We start from the raw sequence: 20,138 nt of genomic DNA, 5'->3' as shown, positions 1-20,138 counted from the left end.
GTTCCATAGAGGAGGTACCCATGGCTGTAACCATTAAGGATGTCGCCAAAAAGGCTGGAGTATCACCATCCACCGTATCTCGGGTACTGTCCAATCACCCTCGAATCAGCGCACAAACTTCTCATAAAGTGAAAGAGATTATGGAGCAGCTCGGCTATCATCCGAATATTATGGCCAAAAGCCTGGTGTCGAAGACGACCGAGAGCATATGCATCATTCTACCGAAGCCAGCGGAAGAATTGTTCTCTAACTTGTTCTTTATGGAGTTGATTCGTGGTATTGTTACGCAGGCCAACCGCTCAGGATTTGACGTACTTATCAGTTCAGGTGCCAATGAAAAGGAAGAAGTAGAAGCTGTGGCTAGGCTGCTCAAAGGCCGCCGTGTAGATGGCGCCATTCTCCTGTATTCACGTAAAGATGACCCAGTTATCGAATTTCTGCATCAGAATGATTATCCTTTTGTCGTGATTGGTCGAAGTGAAGATTACGATGACGTATTATCCGTGGACACAGATAACGTTCAGGCTTCTTATGATGCTACTAAGCATCTAATTACTATGGGCCATGAACGTATCGGATTCGTCAGCGGACCTCCTAATTTGACGGTGTCTCAAGACCGCCTCAAAGGATATCAGAATGCTTTGGCAGACGCCAATTTGGAAATGCGGCAAGAGTGGATTGTAGAAGGGGAATTTGTACAAGATAGTGGATATCGTGCGATGTCTTTTATCATGAGTCTTCCTAACCGCCCTACTGCACTAGTCGTCGTAGATGATATGGTATCATTCGGCATTCTGCGTGGATTACATGAACTGAACTTTAAAGTACCTGATGATGTCTGTCTGGTTAGCTTCAATAACATTACAATGGCAGAACTATCTTCACCCCCAATAAGCAGTATTGATATTGGCATCTACCAATTGGGATATACCGCTTCGCAATTACTTATTCAGAATATCCAGAACAATGGAGACACGATATATCAGACACGTCAGATTATTCCGCATCGTTTGATGATCCGCGAATCCTCTATGCTGTCACTGCCTAAAAGGTGATAAGAAACGAGACACAAAATAAACTGAAGCATCGCTGCTTCATTTATTTTTCGCTTGTTGTACAAACGTTTGCGCAAACTATAACGGAGGTATTTCAATGTCCCCTATTCATGCATGCTTATTCGATTTAGATGGTGTCCTTGTGGATACAGCCAAATATCATTATCTTGCTTGGCAACGGCTGGCTGAGGAGCTTGGATTTGAATTCACCTTGAAAGATAATGAGAAGTTGAAAGGTGTATCGCGCGCGGCATCCCTAGATATTTTGCTCGGGATCGGCGGTATAGAGCTTGATGATCAGCGTAAGCTTGAACTAGCTGAGCGCAAGAACAGATGGTATGTAGATTCCATTTCTACTATGGGTGCTTCTGAAATCCTTCCCGGTGCACTTGAATTCCTTCAAGCCTGCCGAGCGCAAGGAATCAAAGTTGCACTAGGCTCGGCAAGCAAAAATGCGATGATTATCCTGAACAATACGGGTCTTACCCCGTACTTCGATGCCATTATAGATGGAACACATACGAGTCAGGCTAAGCCTAATCCTGAGGTATTTCTCCTTGGAGCAAAGGCCCTTGATACCTTGCCAGATCAATGTGTCGTATTCGAAGATGCTGAAGCAGGTATTGAGGCGGCTACCCGTGCGGGTATGCGTAGTGTTGGAATCGGATCAGCCCAGAATTTAGGGCATGCTACTATAGTCGTTTCTTCCTTGGCAGAGATGTCTACCGAGCGGCTACAGCAATTGTAAATAAAGCGCTAGCGAAGGAGTCGGTTATTGTGAAACAGTATTTGAAACTTGATGAATGGTCTATTATCGAAGAATCTTTTGATGCCATACACCAAGAGATTTCCGAAAGTGTATTTAGTATCGGCAATGGATATATAGGGCAGCGTGCCAATTTCGAGGAAAAGTACAGCGGTCCATCTCTGCAAGGAAGCTACATGGCTGGCGTGTATTACCCGGATAAGACCCGTGTAGGCTGGTGGAAAAATGGCTATCCAGATTATTTTGCCAAAGTACTCAATAGTACCAACTGGATCGGAATTGATGTTCACGTTAACGGTAGCCCTCTCGACTTGGCCGCATGCAGTGTAACGGAATTCCGCCGGGAATTGAATATGAAAGAAGGATATTTGGCGCGTACTGCTGTGGTCAAAATGGCTGATGGCAAGCAGCTTAAAATTGCCTCCACCCGTTTCGTAAGTATTGCTCGTCACGAGATTGGGGCGATTCGCTACGCTATTACCCCGCTGAACTTCTCCGCACCTATTCGGCTCACGCCTTACCTAGATGGAGATGTTAAAAATAAGGATTCGAATTATGAGGAGAAATTCTGGAATGAAGTCAGCAAAGAAGTAGGACTTTGTACAGCGAACCTGACGCTCAAGACGAAGAAATTAGATTTTCATATAACTTCGGTCATGACCTACGATATTGTCAAAAACGGCCAAAAGCTAGAATTTACTCCCTCCACTTCTGAAAAAGAAAAATACGTAGCAAATGACATTACCATAGCAGCAGCACCAAATGATGAGATTGTCCTCTATAAATATGTTGCTAACGTTACATCACGCAATTACGGATTAGGCCAGCTTGTGGAAGCTGCAACGAAGTCCCTGAATAAAGCGACGACAGCCGGTTTTGATGTGCTTCTCTCTGAACAAGCGGCAGCATGGGCAGACAAATGGAAAGAAAGTGACATCATTATTGAGGGAGACGTGGCGGCACAGCAAGCGATTCGCTTTAATATTTTTCAATTGAATCAGACCTATAGTGGTGAGGATGATCGCCTTAATATTGGGCCTAAAGGCTTCACGGGTGAAAAATACGGCGGCAGCACCTATTGGGATACCGAAGCTTATTGTGTACCTTTCTACCTCAGTACGGCGGACTCTTCCATCGCCCGGAATTTGCTCATCTATCGCTACAAACACCTGGAGAAAGCCAAGGAAAATGCACGTAAGCTAGGATTCAGCAAAGGTGCATTGTACCCGATGGTAACGATGAATGGGGAAGAATGCCACAATGAGTGGGAAATTACCTTTGAAGAGATCCATAGAAATGGTGCGATTGCTTATGCTATCTATAATTATGTGAATTATACCGGTGACAAATCCTATTTAGGTCAATACGGACTTGAAGTACTTGCGGAGATTTCAAGGTTCTGGGAAGAACGCGTGAATTATGCTCCTCTGAAGGACAAATACGTAATGCTCGGGGTCACTGGACCCAATGAATACGAGAACAATGTGAATAACAACTGGTACACCAATCGCATTGCGATGTGGACACTTGAATACACATTAGAAGCCTTGGACTACCTTGAGACTAACGAACCGCATCGCTATGAGGAATTGCTGGATAAACTAAAACTTACTACAGAAGAGACAGCGAAGTGGAAGGATATCATCACTAAAATGTACTATCCCGAGGACAAAGAACTCGGTATCTTCTTACAACAGGATGGCTTTTTGGACAAAGAGATTATTCAGGTTAAAGACCTCAAACCGGGTAATCTCCCGATTAACCAGAACTGGTCTTGGGATCGAATTCTCCGTTCATGCTTTATTAAGCAGGGAGATGTCATTCAAGGGCTCTACTTCCTGGGTGATCGCTACGATCTTGAGACCAAACGCCGCAACTTTGATTTCTATGAGCCGCTAACGGTTCATGAATCCTCCTTGTCTCCTTGCCTCCACTCAATTTTGGCATGTGAGCTAGGTTATCAAGAGAAGGCTTATGAGATGTATTTACGTACTTCACGTCTAGATTTGGATAACTACAACAACGATACGGAAGATGGCTGTCACACGACGAGTATGGCAGGCACATGGATGTCAGTCGTTCACGGATTTGGCGGACTGCGTGTTCAGAACGATGAACTGATTTTGAAGCCATTTATCCCGGGTCGCTGGACATCATTTTCCTTCAAAGTGATGTTCCGCGGTGCTCGGTTGAAAGTACATGTATCGGAGCAAAGCGTGACGGTATTCAATGAGACAGAAATTCCTGCGGCGATTCGTATTCATAATCGCGATTATAGCGTGGGCAGTCTAGGCATGATTCAAGTGGAAAGCGAATCGGTGAACACACTTTAGATATCTTAATGTCTTACGCTACGGCGGAATGAAATCTCATAAAGATTAGCATGATTACTCAAAGCAGGGTTCAAGCAGCTGGATTGGGAGGCTGGACTGAATCCTGCCTTTTTGCTGCGCCAGCAACAATATTGTAGTGAATTAAGAGTTCATTACGAAATAATATATGTTAATAATAGTAAAGCTTAAGGAGGGTAATCATTGATTAAATTAATGTTTAATTTCATTATATTTTTTATTTTCATGCTCATTGTTGTAGGCATCATTCAGTTCTTATTTTAGAAAATATGCTGCTGCTCATTTTTGAGGGGTCCCTAACTCAAGTTCATATACATACAGCCTAGGCGGAGATTCAGAAAATGAGTTCAAAGTTTACTTGTGCCTTGTTTTTAATAATCCACAACAAATAAATCATACATAAAAAACACCCCTATTCTAATTCCGCAATTGAAGCGTATTAGAATAAGGGTGTTAGGGTTAGCTTATAAAATGGGGTTGAACTCCATAATATTTAAGCGTGTGCTACATCGAGATCAACGTTACTATCGAACACTTCTTTGTTGTTTTCCCCTAAGATCTTGCCTGTAATGACTCCGGCCGTGATGGAATCATTAACATTGAGGGTAGTACGACCCATATCGATCAAAGGTTCAACCGAGATAAGAAGTCCTGCCAAGGCTACTGGCATGTTCATGGTGGACAACACGATCAAGGAAGCGAATGTCGCTCCGCCGCCTACGCCCGCCACACCGAAGGAACTGATGGTCACCACAAGAATGAGGGTCAAGATGAAATCCCAACTCATTGGATCAATTCCGACAGTAGGAGCAATCATAACTGCCAACATAGCCGGATAAATACCGGCACAACCATTTTGTCCAATAGTAGCCCCGAAGGAAGCTGCAAGGTTAGCAATTCCTGAAGGCACACCAAGCTTCTTCACTTGCGTCTCTACATTAAGAGGGATGGTCGCCGCACTAGAACGGGAAGTAAAGGCGAATACCAGTGTAGGGAACACTTTGCGTACATATTGAATCGGATTGTAGCCGAACAGAGCAAGTAGGATCAGATGGATGATGAACATCACGATGAGTGCTACATAAGACGCTCCTACGAATTTAATCAGTTTTACAATGGAACCGGCGTCGGTCGTGGCTATGGTATTGGTCATCAAGGCCAGAATCCCAAATGGAGTAAGACGTAGCACCAGAGTCACAATTCGCATAACAACGGCGTAGACAGAATCTACAATTTTGCGGAACATATCTGCCTGTTCAGGTTTCTTTTTATCTAATCCAAGGACTGCGATCCCAATAAAAGCTGAGAAAATAACTACAGCCAGTGTTGATGAACGGCGAGCCCCAGTCATATCTTCAAAAGGATTCGTCGGAATGAACTCCAAAATCTGCTGTGGAATGGTCATATCCTGTACGGAACCGAGACGCTCTTCAAGCTTCGCGCCTTGTTGCTTCTCTTTGTCTCCGCTTTGAATCTCAATGGCTTTGAGATTAAAACTTAAGCTAGTCACGATACTTACACTCGCAGCAATAGCTGTTGTAATCATGAGCACAGCGATAATGGAAGCACTAATCTTACCTAAGTTACGGCTTCCTTTCAGATTCATAATTGCCGAAATGATGGACACCATAATGAGCGGGATGACAATCATTTGAAGTAGTCCTACATATCCGTTACCGACAATATTGAACCAATCCGTGGATTGGGTTACCACTTTAGAATCAGGCCCGGATACTAACTGAAGGATGACACCAAAGATGATTCCCAGTCCAAGCCCTGTAAAAACTCGCTTCGTAAATGAAACATGCTTCTTCTGCATCCATATTAATAATCCGATGAGAAGAGCCATAATAACTACGTTAAGTATAACCCACAGCGTCGTCATTTTTGTAACCCCCTATGATGTGTATTATGTTCTATTCTTCGATTTCGAATCCATAATTGAATTCCTAATCGGAATAATTGGCTTAATGTATAGTATCACAATGTAGACTAAATGGGTAGGATTAATTATTTAGCTTGGAATTACTTCGCCTTTTATATTACCCACAATTAAATTGATTCACGCTTATCCCTTACTTTTCTTCTCGTATTCTTGACATAGATAAATGAATATTGCTAGAATTAATGAGACAGTAAACGTTTAACCAAGCTTAATCATGATGATTATTTTTGAAGAAAATACTCCATATTTCACTGCGCAAAGGGGATATCCATATGGCTATAACAAAAGCATTTTGGAAAGAAGCTGTAGTCTATCAAATCTATCCACGTAGTTTCAAAGATAGTAATGGAGACGGCATTGGAGATCTTCCCGGTATCATCTCCAAACTTGATTATCTTCAAGATTTAGGCATTACCGTTCTCTGGTTATCTCCCGTCTATAAATCACCGAATGATGATAATGGGTATGATATAAGCAATTATGAAGATATTATGGATGAATTTGGCACTCTTGCTGATTGGGAGAACCTACTTGAGGGACTTCATGCTAGAGGCATCAAACTGATGATGGACCTTGTGGTCAATCACTCCTCAGACGAACACGCCTGGTTCTTAGAATCACGTAAATCTAAAGATAATGAATATAGGGATTACTATATTTGGAGAACCAGTAATGAAGAAAATACACCTCCCAATAACTGGTCCTCTGCTTTTAGCGGACCCGCTTGGCAGTTCGATGAAGCTACAGGGGAATATTATCTTCATATTTTCTCCAAAAAACAACCTGACTTGAACTGGGAGAACCCGAAACTTCGCCATGCCATTTACGACATGATGAGATTTTGGCTGGATAAAGGGGTAGATGGCTTCCGAATGGACGTCATTAACTTCATTTCTAAGGCAGATGGACTTCCTTCGGCCGGGACAGAAAAGCTCGCTTGGGGTGGAGACTATTTCATGAATGGGCCAAGAATCCATGAATATCTTCAAGAAATGAATCATGAAGTTCTCTCCCACTATGACGTCATTACAGTTGGTGAAATGCCAGGCGCTACTGTAGAGCAAGCTAAGAAATATACGGGTGAAGATCGTCACGAACTACAAATGGTGTTCCAGTTCGAGCATATGGATATCGGCTCCGGTCCGGGTGGAAAATGGGATCTAGCTCCTTGGACGCTGGAAGATCTAAGAAGCATCCTTCATAAATGGCAAGTGGGCTTAGCCGAAGAAGGTTGGAATAGTCTATATTTGAATAACCATGATCAGCCACGTATGGTATCTAGGTTTGGGAATGACGGAGAATATCGTCTGGAATCGGCCAAAATGCTTGCTACGCTACTGCATACTTTGAAAGGAACTCCGTATATCTATCAAGGCGAAGAACTCGGCATGACGAATGTGACTTTTACCTCCTTAGATCAATATAAAGATATTGAGATTCTGAATATGTATCAAGAGAAAGTCGTCGAGGGCGGAGCCGATCATGCAGCGATTTTGGAAGCTATTCATGTCAAAGGCCGTGATAATGCACGTACACCCATGCAGTGGGACGGTACACCTAACGGTGGCTTCACAGAAGGCACTCCTTGGATTGAGGTCAATCCGAACTACAAAGAGATTAATGCTGAACTTGCGTTGCAAGATCCGAATTCTGTGTTGAGCTACTACAAACAACTGATTGCCTTACGAAAAAAATCACCAATCATGGTGTATGGTGATTACGAGCTCCTATTACCCTATCATGACAGCATTTATGCCTATACGAGAACACTTGAGGGAGAACAATGGGCTGTACTATTGAACTTTTTCGCTGATTCTGTAGAGATTCCCGATGAACTAGGTATAGACCTCGGCGGCAAAGAAGTCATTCTCAGCAACTATCCAACAGAAGGAAGAGAGATGAACCTCCTCCGTCCTTATGAAGCCCGAATTTATCGGATTCAGTAGTATATCTGAGTTTGCTTCGCTTCAAAAATAAAGAAATGCCCCTTTATCCAGACGGATAAGGTGGCATTTCTTTTTGATCTTATGAATTACATTTGTTTGGAAATGCTAGCCAAATCGACAACAACTAAAGCAGAGAACGCAGGCTTAATGCTCTTGCCCGTCTGTGCAGCTACTTCAGCTCCAAACGCAGCTAGATAAATGACCCGCTCCGCTTTGTTCTTTGCATTCTGTACCAACGTTACTTTGGCCTGCAAAGTTGTCACTTCACTTGGCTTCGTAATCCACTGCTCTGTCTGACCCAAGGTGACTAGCTCATCCAAGTGGTCTACGTCTATAGCATTCTTAAGCGCAAATGAATTCGTTGTGCTATTGCCCACACCATCCACAGCGGTTACCGCTAGCGTATGACTTCCTAGCGCCACTTTATACGGCGTAATATCTGTGAGTGATGTAATCTTTTTGCCATCGAATGTATAAGATACTTGCTTCGCACCGCTACCTATATCTTTAATAGAGACGGCAGGAAGCGCAGCATCGGTCTGATAAAATGTAGCGGAACCCGTTAACGCAACTTGGGGACCCTCAGTATCAATTCCTACAGTCAGCGTCTGTGTTGCCTCGATATTTCCGGCTTGATCAATTGAACGATAATCGACGATATGCGTTCCTTCGGCACGAAGCGTCAGCGCGCCTGATGCTTCGGTCCATGCTCCCCCATTCACACGGTATTCCGTACGAGCCACGCCTGAACCTTCATCTGTCGCTGCAAATGTAATAGACACAGGACCACGATTGTACACGCCCGCCCCGGTCTGTCCATCTGAAGTAACCGTCGTAACTGGAGCTGCAGTATCTGACAGTTGGACTTGATCTGCTGAGAGCAGCTTTAATTGGTATCCACTTTTGTAAGCGGAAGAGACTCCGGATACATGAATCCAAGATCCTGACGGATACTTCGCTTGGAAATCCGCCGCATTCACGCCAGTTCTACCATCTACACGCACATGTGTAGAACCGCCATCCTTTGCCACCGCATCGAATTCAAACGAACCCGCAGGTGCAGCTGTCACGAAGTTCTGGATACTCAAGTTTTGCAGGGTAACCCGTTGACCTTGATTCGTCTCACTTAGAACAGGTTGAATGCTCCAAGCCGGAAGTTCCGAAGTCCCTTTTTTCTCAAAAAAAACCGGATTCTCAAGCTCCACCTCACCGTTATAGGTAGTCTTGGATGCACTAACTGACACGCGATCCCCTACGTGATAACCTGTGATGTTCTGATATACATAGACCCCAGCCGACTCATCTTGAAGGTAAAAAGCTTGGCCTCCAAAAACACCCGGTTCACTTGTGATTACGCCTTCCACTGTAACTACAGTACCATCTGCCACTTGTCGTGCTGAGGCTACAGAAGTTGCCGCAGGAACCGGAGGGTGATCTGCTGGCAGGGGTTCTGCGGGTACATTCGCAATCGTTACGGTCTCTGTAGATACATTGTTGCTCCCCTGCTTAAGACGAAGGGATGCAGAACCTGTAGAGTTCGGCTTTAGTTGCACAGTCCAATCTTTTGCCGCATGACCTGAAGCATTAGCGGTTAAGCTTACCGAAGGACTGTAACCATAATCAGACCATGTACCGTCTGCATTTTTGAACCGAGCAATTTGATCGCCACCAGCTAAATAAATCCCTATTTTCAGATCAGTCACAGTCTGACCCGGATTCAGATTATCCGCCGTGAGACGAATTTGGAACTCCTGCGCAGAAGGAAGCTGTTTTTGCTTCACAAATGCATATACAGGCTTGGCATCGGGCACTTTTGTAGCCGCCCCATAAGAACCAGGTTTGAACGTAGTGGGATCATACCATTTGTAGCCTGCATCCGGTGCTGCCCAAGGTTCTGGCTTAGGTTCTGTTGAATTTGCAGGAACTTCCATAGGAAGAAGCGCTGTTGGCGTATCTAGCACAAGTCCCGAGACTTGGTTCAGGGAACTGTAGCTTTCTTTATTCGCTAACCACTCTACAGTCTGAACCAGGAACGTGCTATCATTCACTTCCTTGAAGCCGTCATAGGTCGTCTTTGATTTGCCGTTATCTTCACGGAGGTACTTAGGCGTCGCATCTTCTACAGGAGAAGAATCTCCAATAAATGCAGCCTTCCCTAGACCCACTTTGGAAATAGCTGCAAATGGTCCTTCAGCTCTTCCACCGCCGTTGTACACGCCACTATCTACTGCATTGGCCCAAGCTGGCGCAGAGGTAGGTACATACACTAGCCCCTTGGCTTTGTTGGGATCTAATATAGCTAGTGTCGAACCGGCATGAACAGCTACCGAGCTTACACCTGCTGTAATGCCAAAAGTTTGGTTAGAAGCTACCACATCCGAAGCATTAATATCGCCGAGTGCATTATAACGGAACCGAATACCGAAATTGTCGGCCAACCAGTCGGAACTAGCTACATTCTGCATCGCAGGGGAAGCTGCTTCTTCTGTAGACATGCCTTTAGCTGGGTTCTCCCAAGCTCCGCGGCGATAGCCATTGAATACTTCTGAGGAATCCCAGCGATTCTTATTACGGTCGGCATTATAATGATCTGCAATGAAATATACACCGCCGCCATGCTGTACATACTCAAGTAGAGCTTGCTGCTCTGATACTTTGAAAGGAATATTCGCTTCTGCAATCACAAAAACATCATAATTTTTGAGCTTATCATATGTTACTGCTTGTTCACCAAAGGTATAAGGTGCTGTACGCTGAAGATCATCTACAGTGAATCCAACTGCTTTTAGCCCATTAGCAAAATCAGAAAAAGCTCCGTCAATGACCCAATCCGCGGCTCCAGCGGTCTGTGCATGGGTGTTATCAAACAATACTTTTTTGCCCTGTCCATTCGGCAGAGCTGCTGCATTTACATCCGCTGTTTGAACGGCGACTGCGGTTGCAGGGTTAAGTTCCTCGGCACTAACAGGAAGTGCCCCTAATCCAAGACCTGCTTGTCCACCAGCTAGAAGTAATCCGGCAAGTGCCCACCCTGCAAATTTAGTTCCCCAGCGACTTCTCATACGTTATTCATTCCTCCTATTCAATCTATGAAATATTGGTAGATCATTCCTATCATATACGATGAATTGACCCATGGTTAGTGTATTTTGTAAATTTTTTTAAATGTTTGTAAATGGAAATAATAACGTATACACGGAGCACCCTGAAAGAGGAGATACATAGATAGATTTTCAGTCTATAATGTATACTGCGTATAATAAGCAGCAGCATATTTTATGAAAGAGAAGACTGCAATCTAGCACTATATCAAAGAAAATGAGGCGACCACGTTATGGCAGAAAGCACACATCCCTCTAATTGGCCCCTATGGGCTGTTGAGGCTGTTCACATTTCCCCTTCGAATCCCGCATGGTTAACTCAAGGCAGCATAGAACAAGCGGCTCTTGCCCCGCTGCTTTCCCCATTTGGAATGACTCGTATCGAGCATATCGGAAGTACCTCCGTAAGTGGTCTACCTGCCAAACCGATTATTGATCTTATGGCGCAGATTTCTTCTTTTGAACACATTGAAGCTATTTCAGAACAACTTGCTCCTTTCGATTGGCATTACGTCCCCCCGGAACTAGATGAACGCGAGTGGCGAAGATTTTTTGTTAAAGTACACGAGGATCAGCGAATCGCGCATTTACACTTGATGCTAGAAGGAGAGGAGCGTTGGGAGAAGCAGCTCACGTTCCGTAACAGACTGCGGGCAAATCCCCAGCTGACTGAGCAGTATGCTGAACTTAAGCTGCAACTTGCGGCCACCTTTGCAGATGACCGAGAAGCCTATACTTTAGCCAAAACTCAGTTCATTGAACAAGTGCTAGCCCAAAAGCAGGAATAAGATCGAACTGTACTTAGCCTATCAAGCAAGTCTATCAAGCAAGTCTATCTAGCAAGCCTAACGAGTAGACTGGTAGTAACACTAAAAAACCCCTCAAGATTCCAGATGTACTGGGCCTTGAAGGGATTTACAATGTGGTTAAAATTGTTAATTATTAGTTCAGCATCTGCTTGATAAAATAGATAGGTTGCTTGCTGCTGGAATGCTCAAGCATACCGAATCTCTATGACACACATTTAGGCAAAAAGGCAAACATCGCTTATCTCTAATTACAAGCCTACGCGCTCCATCATACCTCTAGCAATCCAGACTCCTGCCGCGCCCGCTTGAGCCAGCCCCCGCGTAATTCCTGCACCGTCTCCACCACAGAAGAGACCTGCAATTTCCGTCTCAAAGGAAGGCTTCAAGAGCGGGCGAGCGGAGTAAAACTTCGCTTCGACGCCATAGAATAGCGTATGTTCAGAAGCAATACCCGGAGTCACTTTCTCCAGCGCTTGTGTCATTTCTATTAGACTCTTCATTGTATTATACGGAAGCACCAATCCTAAATCGCCAGGTACAGCCTCACTAAGCGTAGGCTCAAGAAATCCCTCAGCAATACGGCTGTGCGTAGAACGTCTTCCGCGCAGTATATCCCCATACTTCTGAACAATGACCCCGCCGCTAGAAAGATCATTGGCTCGCTGGCAGATTTCACGGGCATATTCATTTGGCTTATCAAAAGGTTCTGTGAACTTGTGCGATACCAGCAGAGCAAAGTTCGTGTTCTGTGATCCTAGTGCGGGATCTTTGTAAGAGTGTCCATTGGCCGCCATCACACCGCTATGATTCTCCACAACTACATGTCCTGATGGATTGCTACAGAACGTGCGCACCTTCGTTCCAACCGACGTATTATAGATGAACTTACCCTCATATAAATGTTCATTAATCTCCCGCATCACTACATCAGAAGTCTCAACCCGAACACCTACATCTACCTGATTATTGTACATCTTAAGGCGGCGTTTCTTGAGAATTTCGGTAAGCCATGCAGAACCGTCACGTCCTGGTGCAATCATGACGACATCTGCTTCGTGGACTTCACCATTTTTAAGTGTAATCCCACCGATACGATATCCTTCTTCCGTTCTTGTCGTAATAATATCTTCTACTTCTGTTTTGAACGTCATATCGACACGTGTCTTCAAATATTCGTAAATGGATTTGAGAATCTCTAAGTTCTGTTCTGTTCCCAAATGACGCACCTGCGCGCGAAGCAGCTTCAGTCCTGCAGCATAACCCCGCTGTTCAATATCACGAATAGCAGAAGTTAACGGATCGGTTACGTTTGTAGTCGCCCCATGATGCAAGTTGATTCCATCTACATACTGAATCAATTCCAAGACTTTCGAAGGCGCCAAATAATCCGTCATCCATCCACCAAACTCGGTTGTAATATTGAATTTGCCATCACTATAGGCACCTGCACCGCCGAATCCAGCTGTAATGGAGCATGCGGGTAGACAGCCAGAAAATTCTTTTTTGCCAGCAGCAGGTGGACATAACGTAATCTTTTCCTCAAGGATAGGACAACGTCTTTTATAGATATCATGACCTTTATCTACTAGTAGCACTTTCAAATGCGGAGCCTTCAGACTCAATTCATAACAGGCAAATATTCCAGCGGGGCCTGCCCCTACTACAATTACGTCATATTTACTCATTTTATCCTCCTGAGGTGTAAGGTGTAGCCTTGAATACAAAAAATTCCTGGCTTCAGAACAGGTATGCCAAATAGCATCCTGTTCGTAGCCAGGAACATAGGGTTCCTTGTAGAGACCCTCAAACCATCTCTTTGAGGATATACGAACGGTTACATATATAATTCACATCATTATTTATCACTTGAACATGTAGAATCATAAACAATATTTCCGAATGTGTCAACATTTTTCATATTAATAGTTCGTGTTTATGGAGATATTAATATTATTTTCATGTTTATTATATAAATAATATATAATTTCCGAACATTATCATAGTACACTTATAAAAAAGATGTTATGTATAATAACAAAAAAGCAGACCCTATAGGTCTGCTTTTCTAGATATGTTCCGCTTAAAATATGTGCTTCGCTTGATCCATAAATATTTTGGATTTCTCCAGCTTTGGATACAGCCAGATCACCATAGTGCTTTGCTTCAGTTAAATTCCCTTGCTTGAACGCTTATTCAGCCTCTAACCTATTAAGCATAACTGTGAATTTTATGGTCTCTCAGGAGATGACTAACCTTTCAACTGATCTGCACGGTCTACCCAGATAGTCTTCTCTTGAACGTCCGTACGTTTGCCTACAAGCTCTTTGTCCATGTCAGGTACACCAAGATAAATAAATCCAAGCACTTTATCTTGTGGCGCAAGTCCAAAATGTTCATTCATCTTGGCGTGATACGTAGGGTCTCCTGTTCTCCATACTGCACCTAGACCTTGAGCATGAATTTCAAGCAGCATGTTCTGAATAGCGGAGAACACAGCCCCGTATTCTTCTAGTTCAACCACGCCTGTTTTGTCACTTGGAGATACAGCAACCGTGATAATGACAGGAGCACGAAGCGGTCTTTGCAGCGCAGTTTCACGCGCCTTCACGGCTTCCTCTGAGTTTTTGTCCTCTATCGATTCCAGTGCAATGTCGGCCATAGCTTCTCCAAGAACATTGCGTCCCTCTCCCCGTAGCACAAAAAATCTCCAAGGCTGAGTCAAACGGTGGTTCGGTGCCCAAATTCCCGCTTCTAAAATAGCCTCAATTGTAGCTTGAGGAATCTCGTCTTGCTTTACTTTACCAATACTTCTTCTACTGCGGATCGCTTCGGATACATTCATGAATAGTTCCTCCTCAAGTTATATAAATAGTACTTTTCAAGCCTAGAATACTTTTATTGTAACAAATTAGGGATACCGTTTCCCAATCTTTTCGTTGCAATGGCATCCATTAACGCTACCTTAACGTTTTTACATAAATCATATCTACCCCACATATCCCGTTAATGATTTAACGCTAGACTCTAGTAAAAGAGTAGAAAACTACAATTTTAGTTTTGGAGAGGGGTTCCCTATCATGTTCAATAAAAAACGTCTGATTACCGCCCTAACTGCATTATCCTTAGGTAGTATGTCCGTCTTAACTACGTCTGCTTTTGCTGCTCAAATTCAATACATAACTAGTAGTGGCCAGAACACTACCACGAGTGCCTACGAAAGTTGGGATGCAGCTCAGTCGAGCTTAACCTTGACAAGCAAACCTACCCTCACAGGAAAATACAATCTGAATCAGCCTGATCTAGCGCCGGGCATCAAATTTGGCATTGGCTCTTCCTTAACCCATATTCCCGGAGATGCAGATAATATCTTCTATACGACAGCAGATCGGGGTCCAAATGGCGAAGTCGATGTCAACGGTACTACACGCCGCACCTTCCCTATGCCGAACTATACACCTACAATTTACAAAATTGAACTAAGCCAAGGACAGATTAAAGTCCTTCAGACCATTCCACTTAAAATCAAAGGTACCGACGCAGTGACCGGCACTTCACTGATTACAGGCCTACCGAATCTCAAATCCAGAGATGAGATTCCTTATGATAAAGCGGCTGCGAACGTGATCTCCTATGACATCTATGGGCTTGACGTAGAAGGACTTGCTTACAATCCTAAAGACGACACATTTTGGATTTCCGATGAATATGGCCCTTATTTGGTTCAAGTCAGCCGGGATGGCACCCTATTACAAAGGCTAGCCCCTAAAGGCATTGGTACAGAACTAAATACTAGTGCTCTTCCTTTAAAGGAGAACTTACCTGCTTCCTACCTCAACCGTCGCCAAAATCGAGGTGCAGAAGCTGTAGGAATTACGCCTGATGGCAAATGGTTGTTCACTGCGATGCAGAGCCCACTCCGTAATCCGGATAAATCTACGGACAATTCACGTGCGCTACGTATCCTAAAAATCGATCTAGCTACTCTGCAACCCGTAGCGGAATATGTCTATTTGACAGAGGACGCGAAGTCGTACAAAGACTTGAAGCAATCCGATATTGTCATCTCTGATCTCAATGTCATTAATGAGAATATGCTTCTGATTGATGAGCGTGATAAGAACGCAGGAGATAAGGCACAACTGAAGAAAATCTACCTTACAGACTTGTCCAAAGCAACCAACATTCTAGGACAGTATGACGATACGAGCAAAGCTGGGAAGACGCTGGAGCAGTTATCTCCTGCCGAGCTATCTAAGGCCGGCGTGACTAGTCCCCAAAAGACGACCATTCTCGACGCGGTTGAATTCAAGTATCCGAATGAAAAAATCGAAGGTATCTCCTTAGTCAATGGACATACCCTTGTCATCGTCAATGATAATGATTTTGGAGTAGATCGTCCCGATTCCAAAGAGAATGGTACCGATCTTTGGACATTTGAACTCCCTTATACCTTAAAATAAAATATCATAAAAAAAAGACAAGACCCTCCGCCTTCAGGCTTGAGTAAGGTCTTGTCTTTTTTGCTTAAAACTGCGTCGATTCACTTGGATGGCTTTTTAATACTTCTCCATTAATACAGGGACCTGAGATTCTTCAACCGGTCGGCTGAGGAAGTACCCTTGAATGTGATCACAGCCGCTTTCTTTCAAGAACGCAAGCTGCTTGTAACTCTCTACCCCTTCGGCTACAATCTCCAGTCCCAGCTTGTGACCCATTACAATGATGGCTTCCGTGAGGGAGCGATTCTTCGACTCATCCGGCAAATTATCAATGAAAGATTTATCAATCTTCAAAGTTGAAATCGGCAGCTGCTTCAAATAGCTCAGCGATGAATAACCTGTTCCGAAATCATCTAGTGCAATTCTCACACCTAAGGATCGAAGGATTTCCAGCTTGTAAATAATGATTTCATAAGAATCCATAAAAATAGACTCTGTGATTTCTAGCTCTAAGAAAGATGGAGCAAGCCCTGTATCTTCTAGAATATCTAGCACGGTAGAAATAAAATCATCCTGCGCCATCTGAATGACGGAGATATTCACAGAAATACGGCACTCTGTGTAGCCCTTATTATGGAGATCTTTCATAAAAGCACAAGCCGTAATCATCACCCATTCACCAATCGAGATAATTAGACGATTGTCTTCAGCTACGGGAACGAACAGATTTGGTGGGACGTTGCCAAGCTCAGGACTTGACCAGCGAAGCAAGGCTTCAAATCCAACAATCTGACCCGTCTCAAAACTGAGTTGCGGTTGATAGTACAGACTGAATTCATCTTGATCTAATGCAGTCCTTAAATGTTTGTCCATCAGCATTCGCTGAGTTAAGTCTTCATGCATAGAACGGTCATATAGGGTATAAATGCCTTTTCCCGCACGCTTGGAACGATACATAGCCAGATCTGCGTTCTTTAGCAGTTCCTCTGCGCTATTTCCATCTTCAGGATAGGTGGCAATACCAATACTCACGGAGACATGAAGCTGATTTTCGTTCAAGAGTATCGGTTGTTTGAATTGGCGAATAATATGCTCTGCAATATTTTTGGCATTATCACACGAAGTCATCTTTAATAAGTAGACAAATTCATCTCCACCCCAACGGAACAACATTCCTTCATGGGGCAAATAAGTAGACAGCCGTTGGCTCACCAGCCTGATCAGCTGATCTCCTGATTTGTGGCCCAGCGTATCATTAATGAATTTGAAATTATCCATATCAATAAAGAACACGGCAATTCCGCCTTCAGGCTGCCTGAAGAAGCGATCCAACTCTTCCAACATATAGAGGCGATTAGGAAGACCACTTAGCGTATCGTTATAGGCCAGTAACTGTAACTGTTCTTGAACCTTCTTTAGCTCATCAATGTCGGTATTGGAGCCCGCCATACGCGTGGCTTTACCATTCTCATCAAAAATGCCACGACCTCTAGCTAAGAACCAGGTATATTTCCCCCCAGCCTTTCTCATCCGATATTCACATTGAAAATATTCACTGGAATTCGTGAAATACTGCTGCGCTGCTGTTCTAATGGCTTCTTCATCATCAGGGTGAATATACTTTGTTAAACTATCAGTATCTATGTAATGTAATGATTCGTAGCCTAGCATATCTTGAAGTCGTGGAGATAAATAGATGCGTCGATCCTCTATATTTAGCTCCCAGACTCCGTCATTGGACACACCAAGCACTAAATTATGATATTCTTCTTTGCGTTTCATCTCATCGTGACTTAATTGAAGTAAGACGGCTTTCTCTCTACTAGCTGTAATATCCATAATGGAGCCTGCCATGCGAAGGGGTGTTCCATATTTATCTCGGATGGCTTTACCCCTGACTTCGAACCATAAATACTCCCCGTCCTTCTTTCGCATCCGATATTCCGCACGATATATAGCCTGATTGCCTGTCATGTGGGCAGCTCTAGCTACTTCGGCGCTCAGACGATCCTCTGGATGAATTAGACTTCTCCAAGATTGAAGTTGCCCTTTGAATTCACCACGCACATAACCCATGAGCGCATACCAAGGATCTGATATATAATACTTCTCCTTAGCAATATCCATATTCCAAATAATAATGTCAGAGCCGTATGAAGCCGTATGATATCGTTCTTCACTATCATGCAAACGTCTTTTGTACTGATAAAGTCTATATGAGGTCCACAGGAATCCAAGCAGACCTACACAAATAAAAATGAAGGAGCCGACAACCCAATTCATTAGCTTAAGTTCCTCCTTTTGGCGCAATTCTGTCGATCTATTCTATCGTCCCGTTGTCTAGTCTTGAGAGAGGGTGCTGCCATGGCTCTAGAGATAGCTCTAGTCATGGCTGAGCGAATTAGGTATGTACAGCTTCGACATATCTTTTGTAATTTCCTGCAATGAACGATGGATAAAAAGATCAAAAAAACGAGCTTTTCGGCTCGTTTGCATTAACACCTATACTTTTTGTAGATCTAGCAATATAATCTGCTATTTAGTCTGAGATATTGTCAGAAAAAGAGTTCAATGCAAGCTCCGCAAGCGCTGCAAAATAAGAAGCGCTTGGCGCTAAAGCGTCTTCGTTCAAATCAAAAGAAGGATGATGCCATTCGTGCGATCCCGATGTCCCCATGAAGACAAAAAAACCAGGAATTTGCTTCTGATAAAATGCAAAATCCTCCCCAGCAGAGGTGGGGTCTGGTAAGACGACCGTAAGTCCCGCAAGCTGCGCAGCTTCTCGCACCAGCGGTTCCAGCAACGCATCATTATGAACAGGCGGCGGACCTTGAAGCCATCGAAGCTCCGCTTGAGTCCCGAATGCAGAAGATACGCCTTGCACAATTTCTTCGAATCGGGCGAGGACCTTCTCCCGTACCGTTTCCTCGAACGTACGAATTGTACCATCTAATACCGCTTTATCCGGAATGATATTCCAGGCGGTCCCGCTGTGAAAACGAGTCACGCTAACGACGGCACTCTGAAGCGAGTTCACATTTCGACTAACAATAGACTGCAACGCTGTAATGATATGCGAGGCAGCAACAATCGGATCATTTCCACTTTGCGGAACAGCTGCATGGGTTCCGGTTCCTTCTACTTCGATCACGAAGCCGTCCGCACCGGCCATCAGCGGACCGGATCGGATGCCGATAGTTCCCACAGGCAAGTCCGGCTTGTTATGCAAGCCGAAGATGGCCTGAACCCCTTCTAATGCACCGCTCTGAATAACGAGTTCGGCCCCTTCAGCCTTCTCTTCAGCAGGCTGAAATATGAACCGAACAGTTCCCTGAAGTTCCTCCTCCTGTTCTTTAAGCAGGAAAGCGGCCCCCAATAAGGAAGCCGTATGGTAATCATGGCCGCAGGCGTGCATGGTACCCGCTATTTGGGATGAGAATTCGAACTCTGTCTCCTCATGAATGGGCAGAGCATCGATATCTGCCCGAAGGGCAATGATGGGCCCGCCGCGCTGGCCTCCGACCTCTGCAATTACACCTGTTGCTAGTGGGACATCTAGTATGCGAATGTTCGCTTGCCCGAGCCACCCTCGAATAGATGCCGTAGTCTGAATCTCTTCATGAGATACTTCGGGGTGCTGATGTAACTGACGCCTAATCGCAATAAGTTGGTCCGTCAATGCGTAAGCTTTGGGTGAGAGTATAGAATGAGTAGTCATATACAGAT

The 20,138-nt window shown here is 44.2% G+C and carries 12 protein-coding genes and 1 riboswitch; of the genes, 6 read left to right on the top strand and 6 right to left on the bottom strand.

What is annotated here, in order from left to right; translation table 11 throughout:
• Nucleotides 1-20: 20 nt before the first annotated feature.
• From J2Z69_RS12765 to J2Z69_RS12755, 3 genes are all read left to right on the top strand, one after another.
• Complete coding sequence (locus J2Z69_RS12765; RefSeq protein WP_209863125.1) at nt 21-1,055, top strand: LacI family DNA-binding transcriptional regulator; 1,035 nt, start codon at nt 21-23, stop codon at nt 1,053-1,055.
• A gap of 97 nt (nt 1,056-1,152) precedes the next feature.
• The gene (gene pgmB / locus J2Z69_RS12760) at nt 1,153-1,803 is read left to right on the top strand and encodes a beta-phosphoglucomutase (protein ID WP_209863122.1); all 651 of its coding nucleotides are present in this window, start codon (nt 1,153-1,155) and stop codon (nt 1,801-1,803) included.
• A 29-nt stretch (nt 1,804-1,832) separates the two neighbouring features.
• Nucleotides 1,833-4,154 carry a glycoside hydrolase family 65 protein gene (locus tag J2Z69_RS12755; RefSeq protein WP_209863119.1) on the top strand — a complete coding sequence of 774 codons (2,322 nt, stop codon included), beginning with the start codon at nt 1,833-1,835 and terminating at the stop codon, nt 4,152-4,154.
• 511 nt (nt 4,155-4,665) lie between these two features.
• Here J2Z69_RS12755 and J2Z69_RS12750 read toward each other — a convergent pair.
• Nucleotides 4,666-6,057 carry an L-cystine transporter gene (locus tag J2Z69_RS12750; RefSeq protein WP_209863116.1) on the bottom strand — a complete coding sequence of 464 codons (1,392 nt, stop codon included), beginning with the start codon at nt 6,055-6,057 and terminating at the stop codon, nt 4,666-4,668.
• Nucleotides 6,058-6,389: 332 nt separating this feature from the next.
• Between J2Z69_RS12750 and J2Z69_RS12745 the strand changes: the two genes are divergently transcribed.
• Entirely contained in the window at nt 6,390-8,063 is a 1,674-nt protein-coding gene (locus J2Z69_RS12745) for a glycoside hydrolase family 13 protein (protein ID WP_245339279.1), read from the top strand.
• 86 nt (nt 8,064-8,149) lie between these two features.
• On the opposite strand, the gene J2Z69_RS12740 is transcribed toward J2Z69_RS12745, so the two are convergent.
• Nucleotides 8,150-11,125 (bottom strand): OmpL47-type beta-barrel domain-containing protein, encoded by a 2,976-nt coding sequence (locus tag J2Z69_RS12740; protein ID WP_209863113.1) that lies wholly within the window; start codon nt 11,123-11,125, stop codon nt 8,150-8,152.
• A gap of 272 nt (nt 11,126-11,397) precedes the next feature.
• On the opposite strand from J2Z69_RS12740, the gene J2Z69_RS12735 reads away from it, so the two are divergent.
• The gene (locus J2Z69_RS12735; protein WP_209863110.1) at nt 11,398-11,952 is read left to right on the top strand and encodes a GrpB family protein; all 555 of its coding nucleotides are present in this window, start codon (nt 11,398-11,400) and stop codon (nt 11,950-11,952) included.
• A gap of 269 nt (nt 11,953-12,221) precedes the next feature.
• Here J2Z69_RS12735 and J2Z69_RS12730 read toward each other — a convergent pair whose 3' ends face one another.
• Nucleotides 12,222-13,658: an NAD(P)/FAD-dependent oxidoreductase gene (locus J2Z69_RS12730; RefSeq protein WP_209863108.1), complete on the bottom strand. Its 1,437-nt coding sequence runs from the start codon at nt 13,656-13,658 to the stop codon at nt 12,222-12,224.
• Nucleotides 13,659-13,723: 65 nt separating this feature from the next.
• Nucleotides 13,724-13,823, bottom strand: a riboswitch (purine riboswitch).
• 398 nt (nt 13,824-14,221) lie between these two features.
• Nucleotides 14,222-14,815 carry a nitroreductase family protein gene (locus J2Z69_RS12725; protein ID WP_209863105.1) on the bottom strand — a complete coding sequence of 198 codons (594 nt, stop codon included), beginning with the start codon at nt 14,813-14,815 and terminating at the stop codon, nt 14,222-14,224.
• A 235-nt stretch (nt 14,816-15,050) separates the two neighbouring features.
• On the opposite strand from J2Z69_RS12725, the gene J2Z69_RS12720 reads away from it, so the two are divergent.
• Complete coding sequence (locus J2Z69_RS12720; protein WP_209863103.1) at nt 15,051-16,433, top strand: esterase-like activity of phytase family protein; 1,383 nt, start codon at nt 15,051-15,053, stop codon at nt 16,431-16,433.
• 96 nt (nt 16,434-16,529) lie between these two features.
• Here the strand turns inward: J2Z69_RS12720 and J2Z69_RS12715 are convergent, their stop codons facing one another.
• On the bottom strand, nt 16,530-18,695 hold the full coding sequence (locus tag J2Z69_RS12715; RefSeq protein WP_209863101.1) for a putative bifunctional diguanylate cyclase/phosphodiesterase: 2,166 nt from the start codon (nt 18,693-18,695) through the stop codon (nt 16,530-16,532).
• A 256-nt stretch (nt 18,696-18,951) separates the two neighbouring features.
• Nucleotides 18,952-20,130, bottom strand: a complete 1,179-nt coding sequence (locus J2Z69_RS12710) for an amidohydrolase (protein ID WP_209863096.1) — start codon at nt 20,128-20,130, stop codon at nt 18,952-18,954.
• Between the last annotated feature and the right edge of the window lie 8 nt (nt 20,131-20,138).

The sequence above is a fragment of the Paenibacillus shirakamiensis genome (assembly GCF_017874255.1).
Lineage (GTDB): Bacteria > Bacillota > Bacilli > Paenibacillales > Paenibacillaceae > Fontibacillus > Fontibacillus shirakamiensis.
Note: the sequence above shows the minus strand (reverse complement) of the source record. Positions and strands in the feature narration are given on the sequence as shown.

Bases quoted from the DNA above. Each gene is read 5' to 3' on its own strand.
- J2Z69_RS12730 (WP_209863108.1), bottom strand. From the start codon at position 13,658: ATGAGTAAATATGACGTAATTGTAGTAGGGGCAGGCCCCGCTGGAATA.
- J2Z69_RS12750 (WP_209863116.1), bottom strand. From the start codon at position 6,057: ATGACGACGCTGTGGGTTATACTTAACGTAGTTATTATGGCTCTTCTC.
- J2Z69_RS12725 (WP_209863105.1), bottom strand. From the start codon at position 14,815: ATGAATGTATCCGAAGCGATCCGCAGTAGAAGAAGTATTGGTAAAGTA.
- pgmB (WP_209863122.1), top strand. From the start codon at position 1,153: ATGTCCCCTATTCATGCATGCTTATTCGATTTAGATGGTGTCCTTGTG.
- J2Z69_RS12745 (WP_245339279.1), top strand. From the start codon at position 6,390: ATGGCTATAACAAAAGCATTTTGGAAAGAAGCTGTAGTCTATCAAATC.
- J2Z69_RS12765 (WP_209863125.1), top strand. From the start codon at position 21: ATGGCTGTAACCATTAAGGATGTCGCCAAAAAGGCTGGAGTATCACCA.
- J2Z69_RS12735 (WP_209863110.1), top strand. From the start codon at position 11,398: ATGGCAGAAAGCACACATCCCTCTAATTGGCCCCTATGGGCTGTTGAG.
- J2Z69_RS12720 (WP_209863103.1), top strand. From the start codon at position 15,051: ATGTTCAATAAAAAACGTCTGATTACCGCCCTAACTGCATTATCCTTA.
- J2Z69_RS12740 (WP_209863113.1), bottom strand. From the start codon at position 11,125: ATGAGAAGTCGCTGGGGAACTAAATTTGCAGGGTGGGCACTTGCCGGA.
- J2Z69_RS12715 (WP_209863101.1), bottom strand. From the start codon at position 18,695: ATGAATTGGGTTGTCGGCTCCTTCATTTTTATTTGTGTAGGTCTGCTT.
- J2Z69_RS12710 (WP_209863096.1), bottom strand. From the start codon at position 20,130: ATGACTACTCATTCTATACTCTCACCCAAAGCTTACGCATTGACGGAC.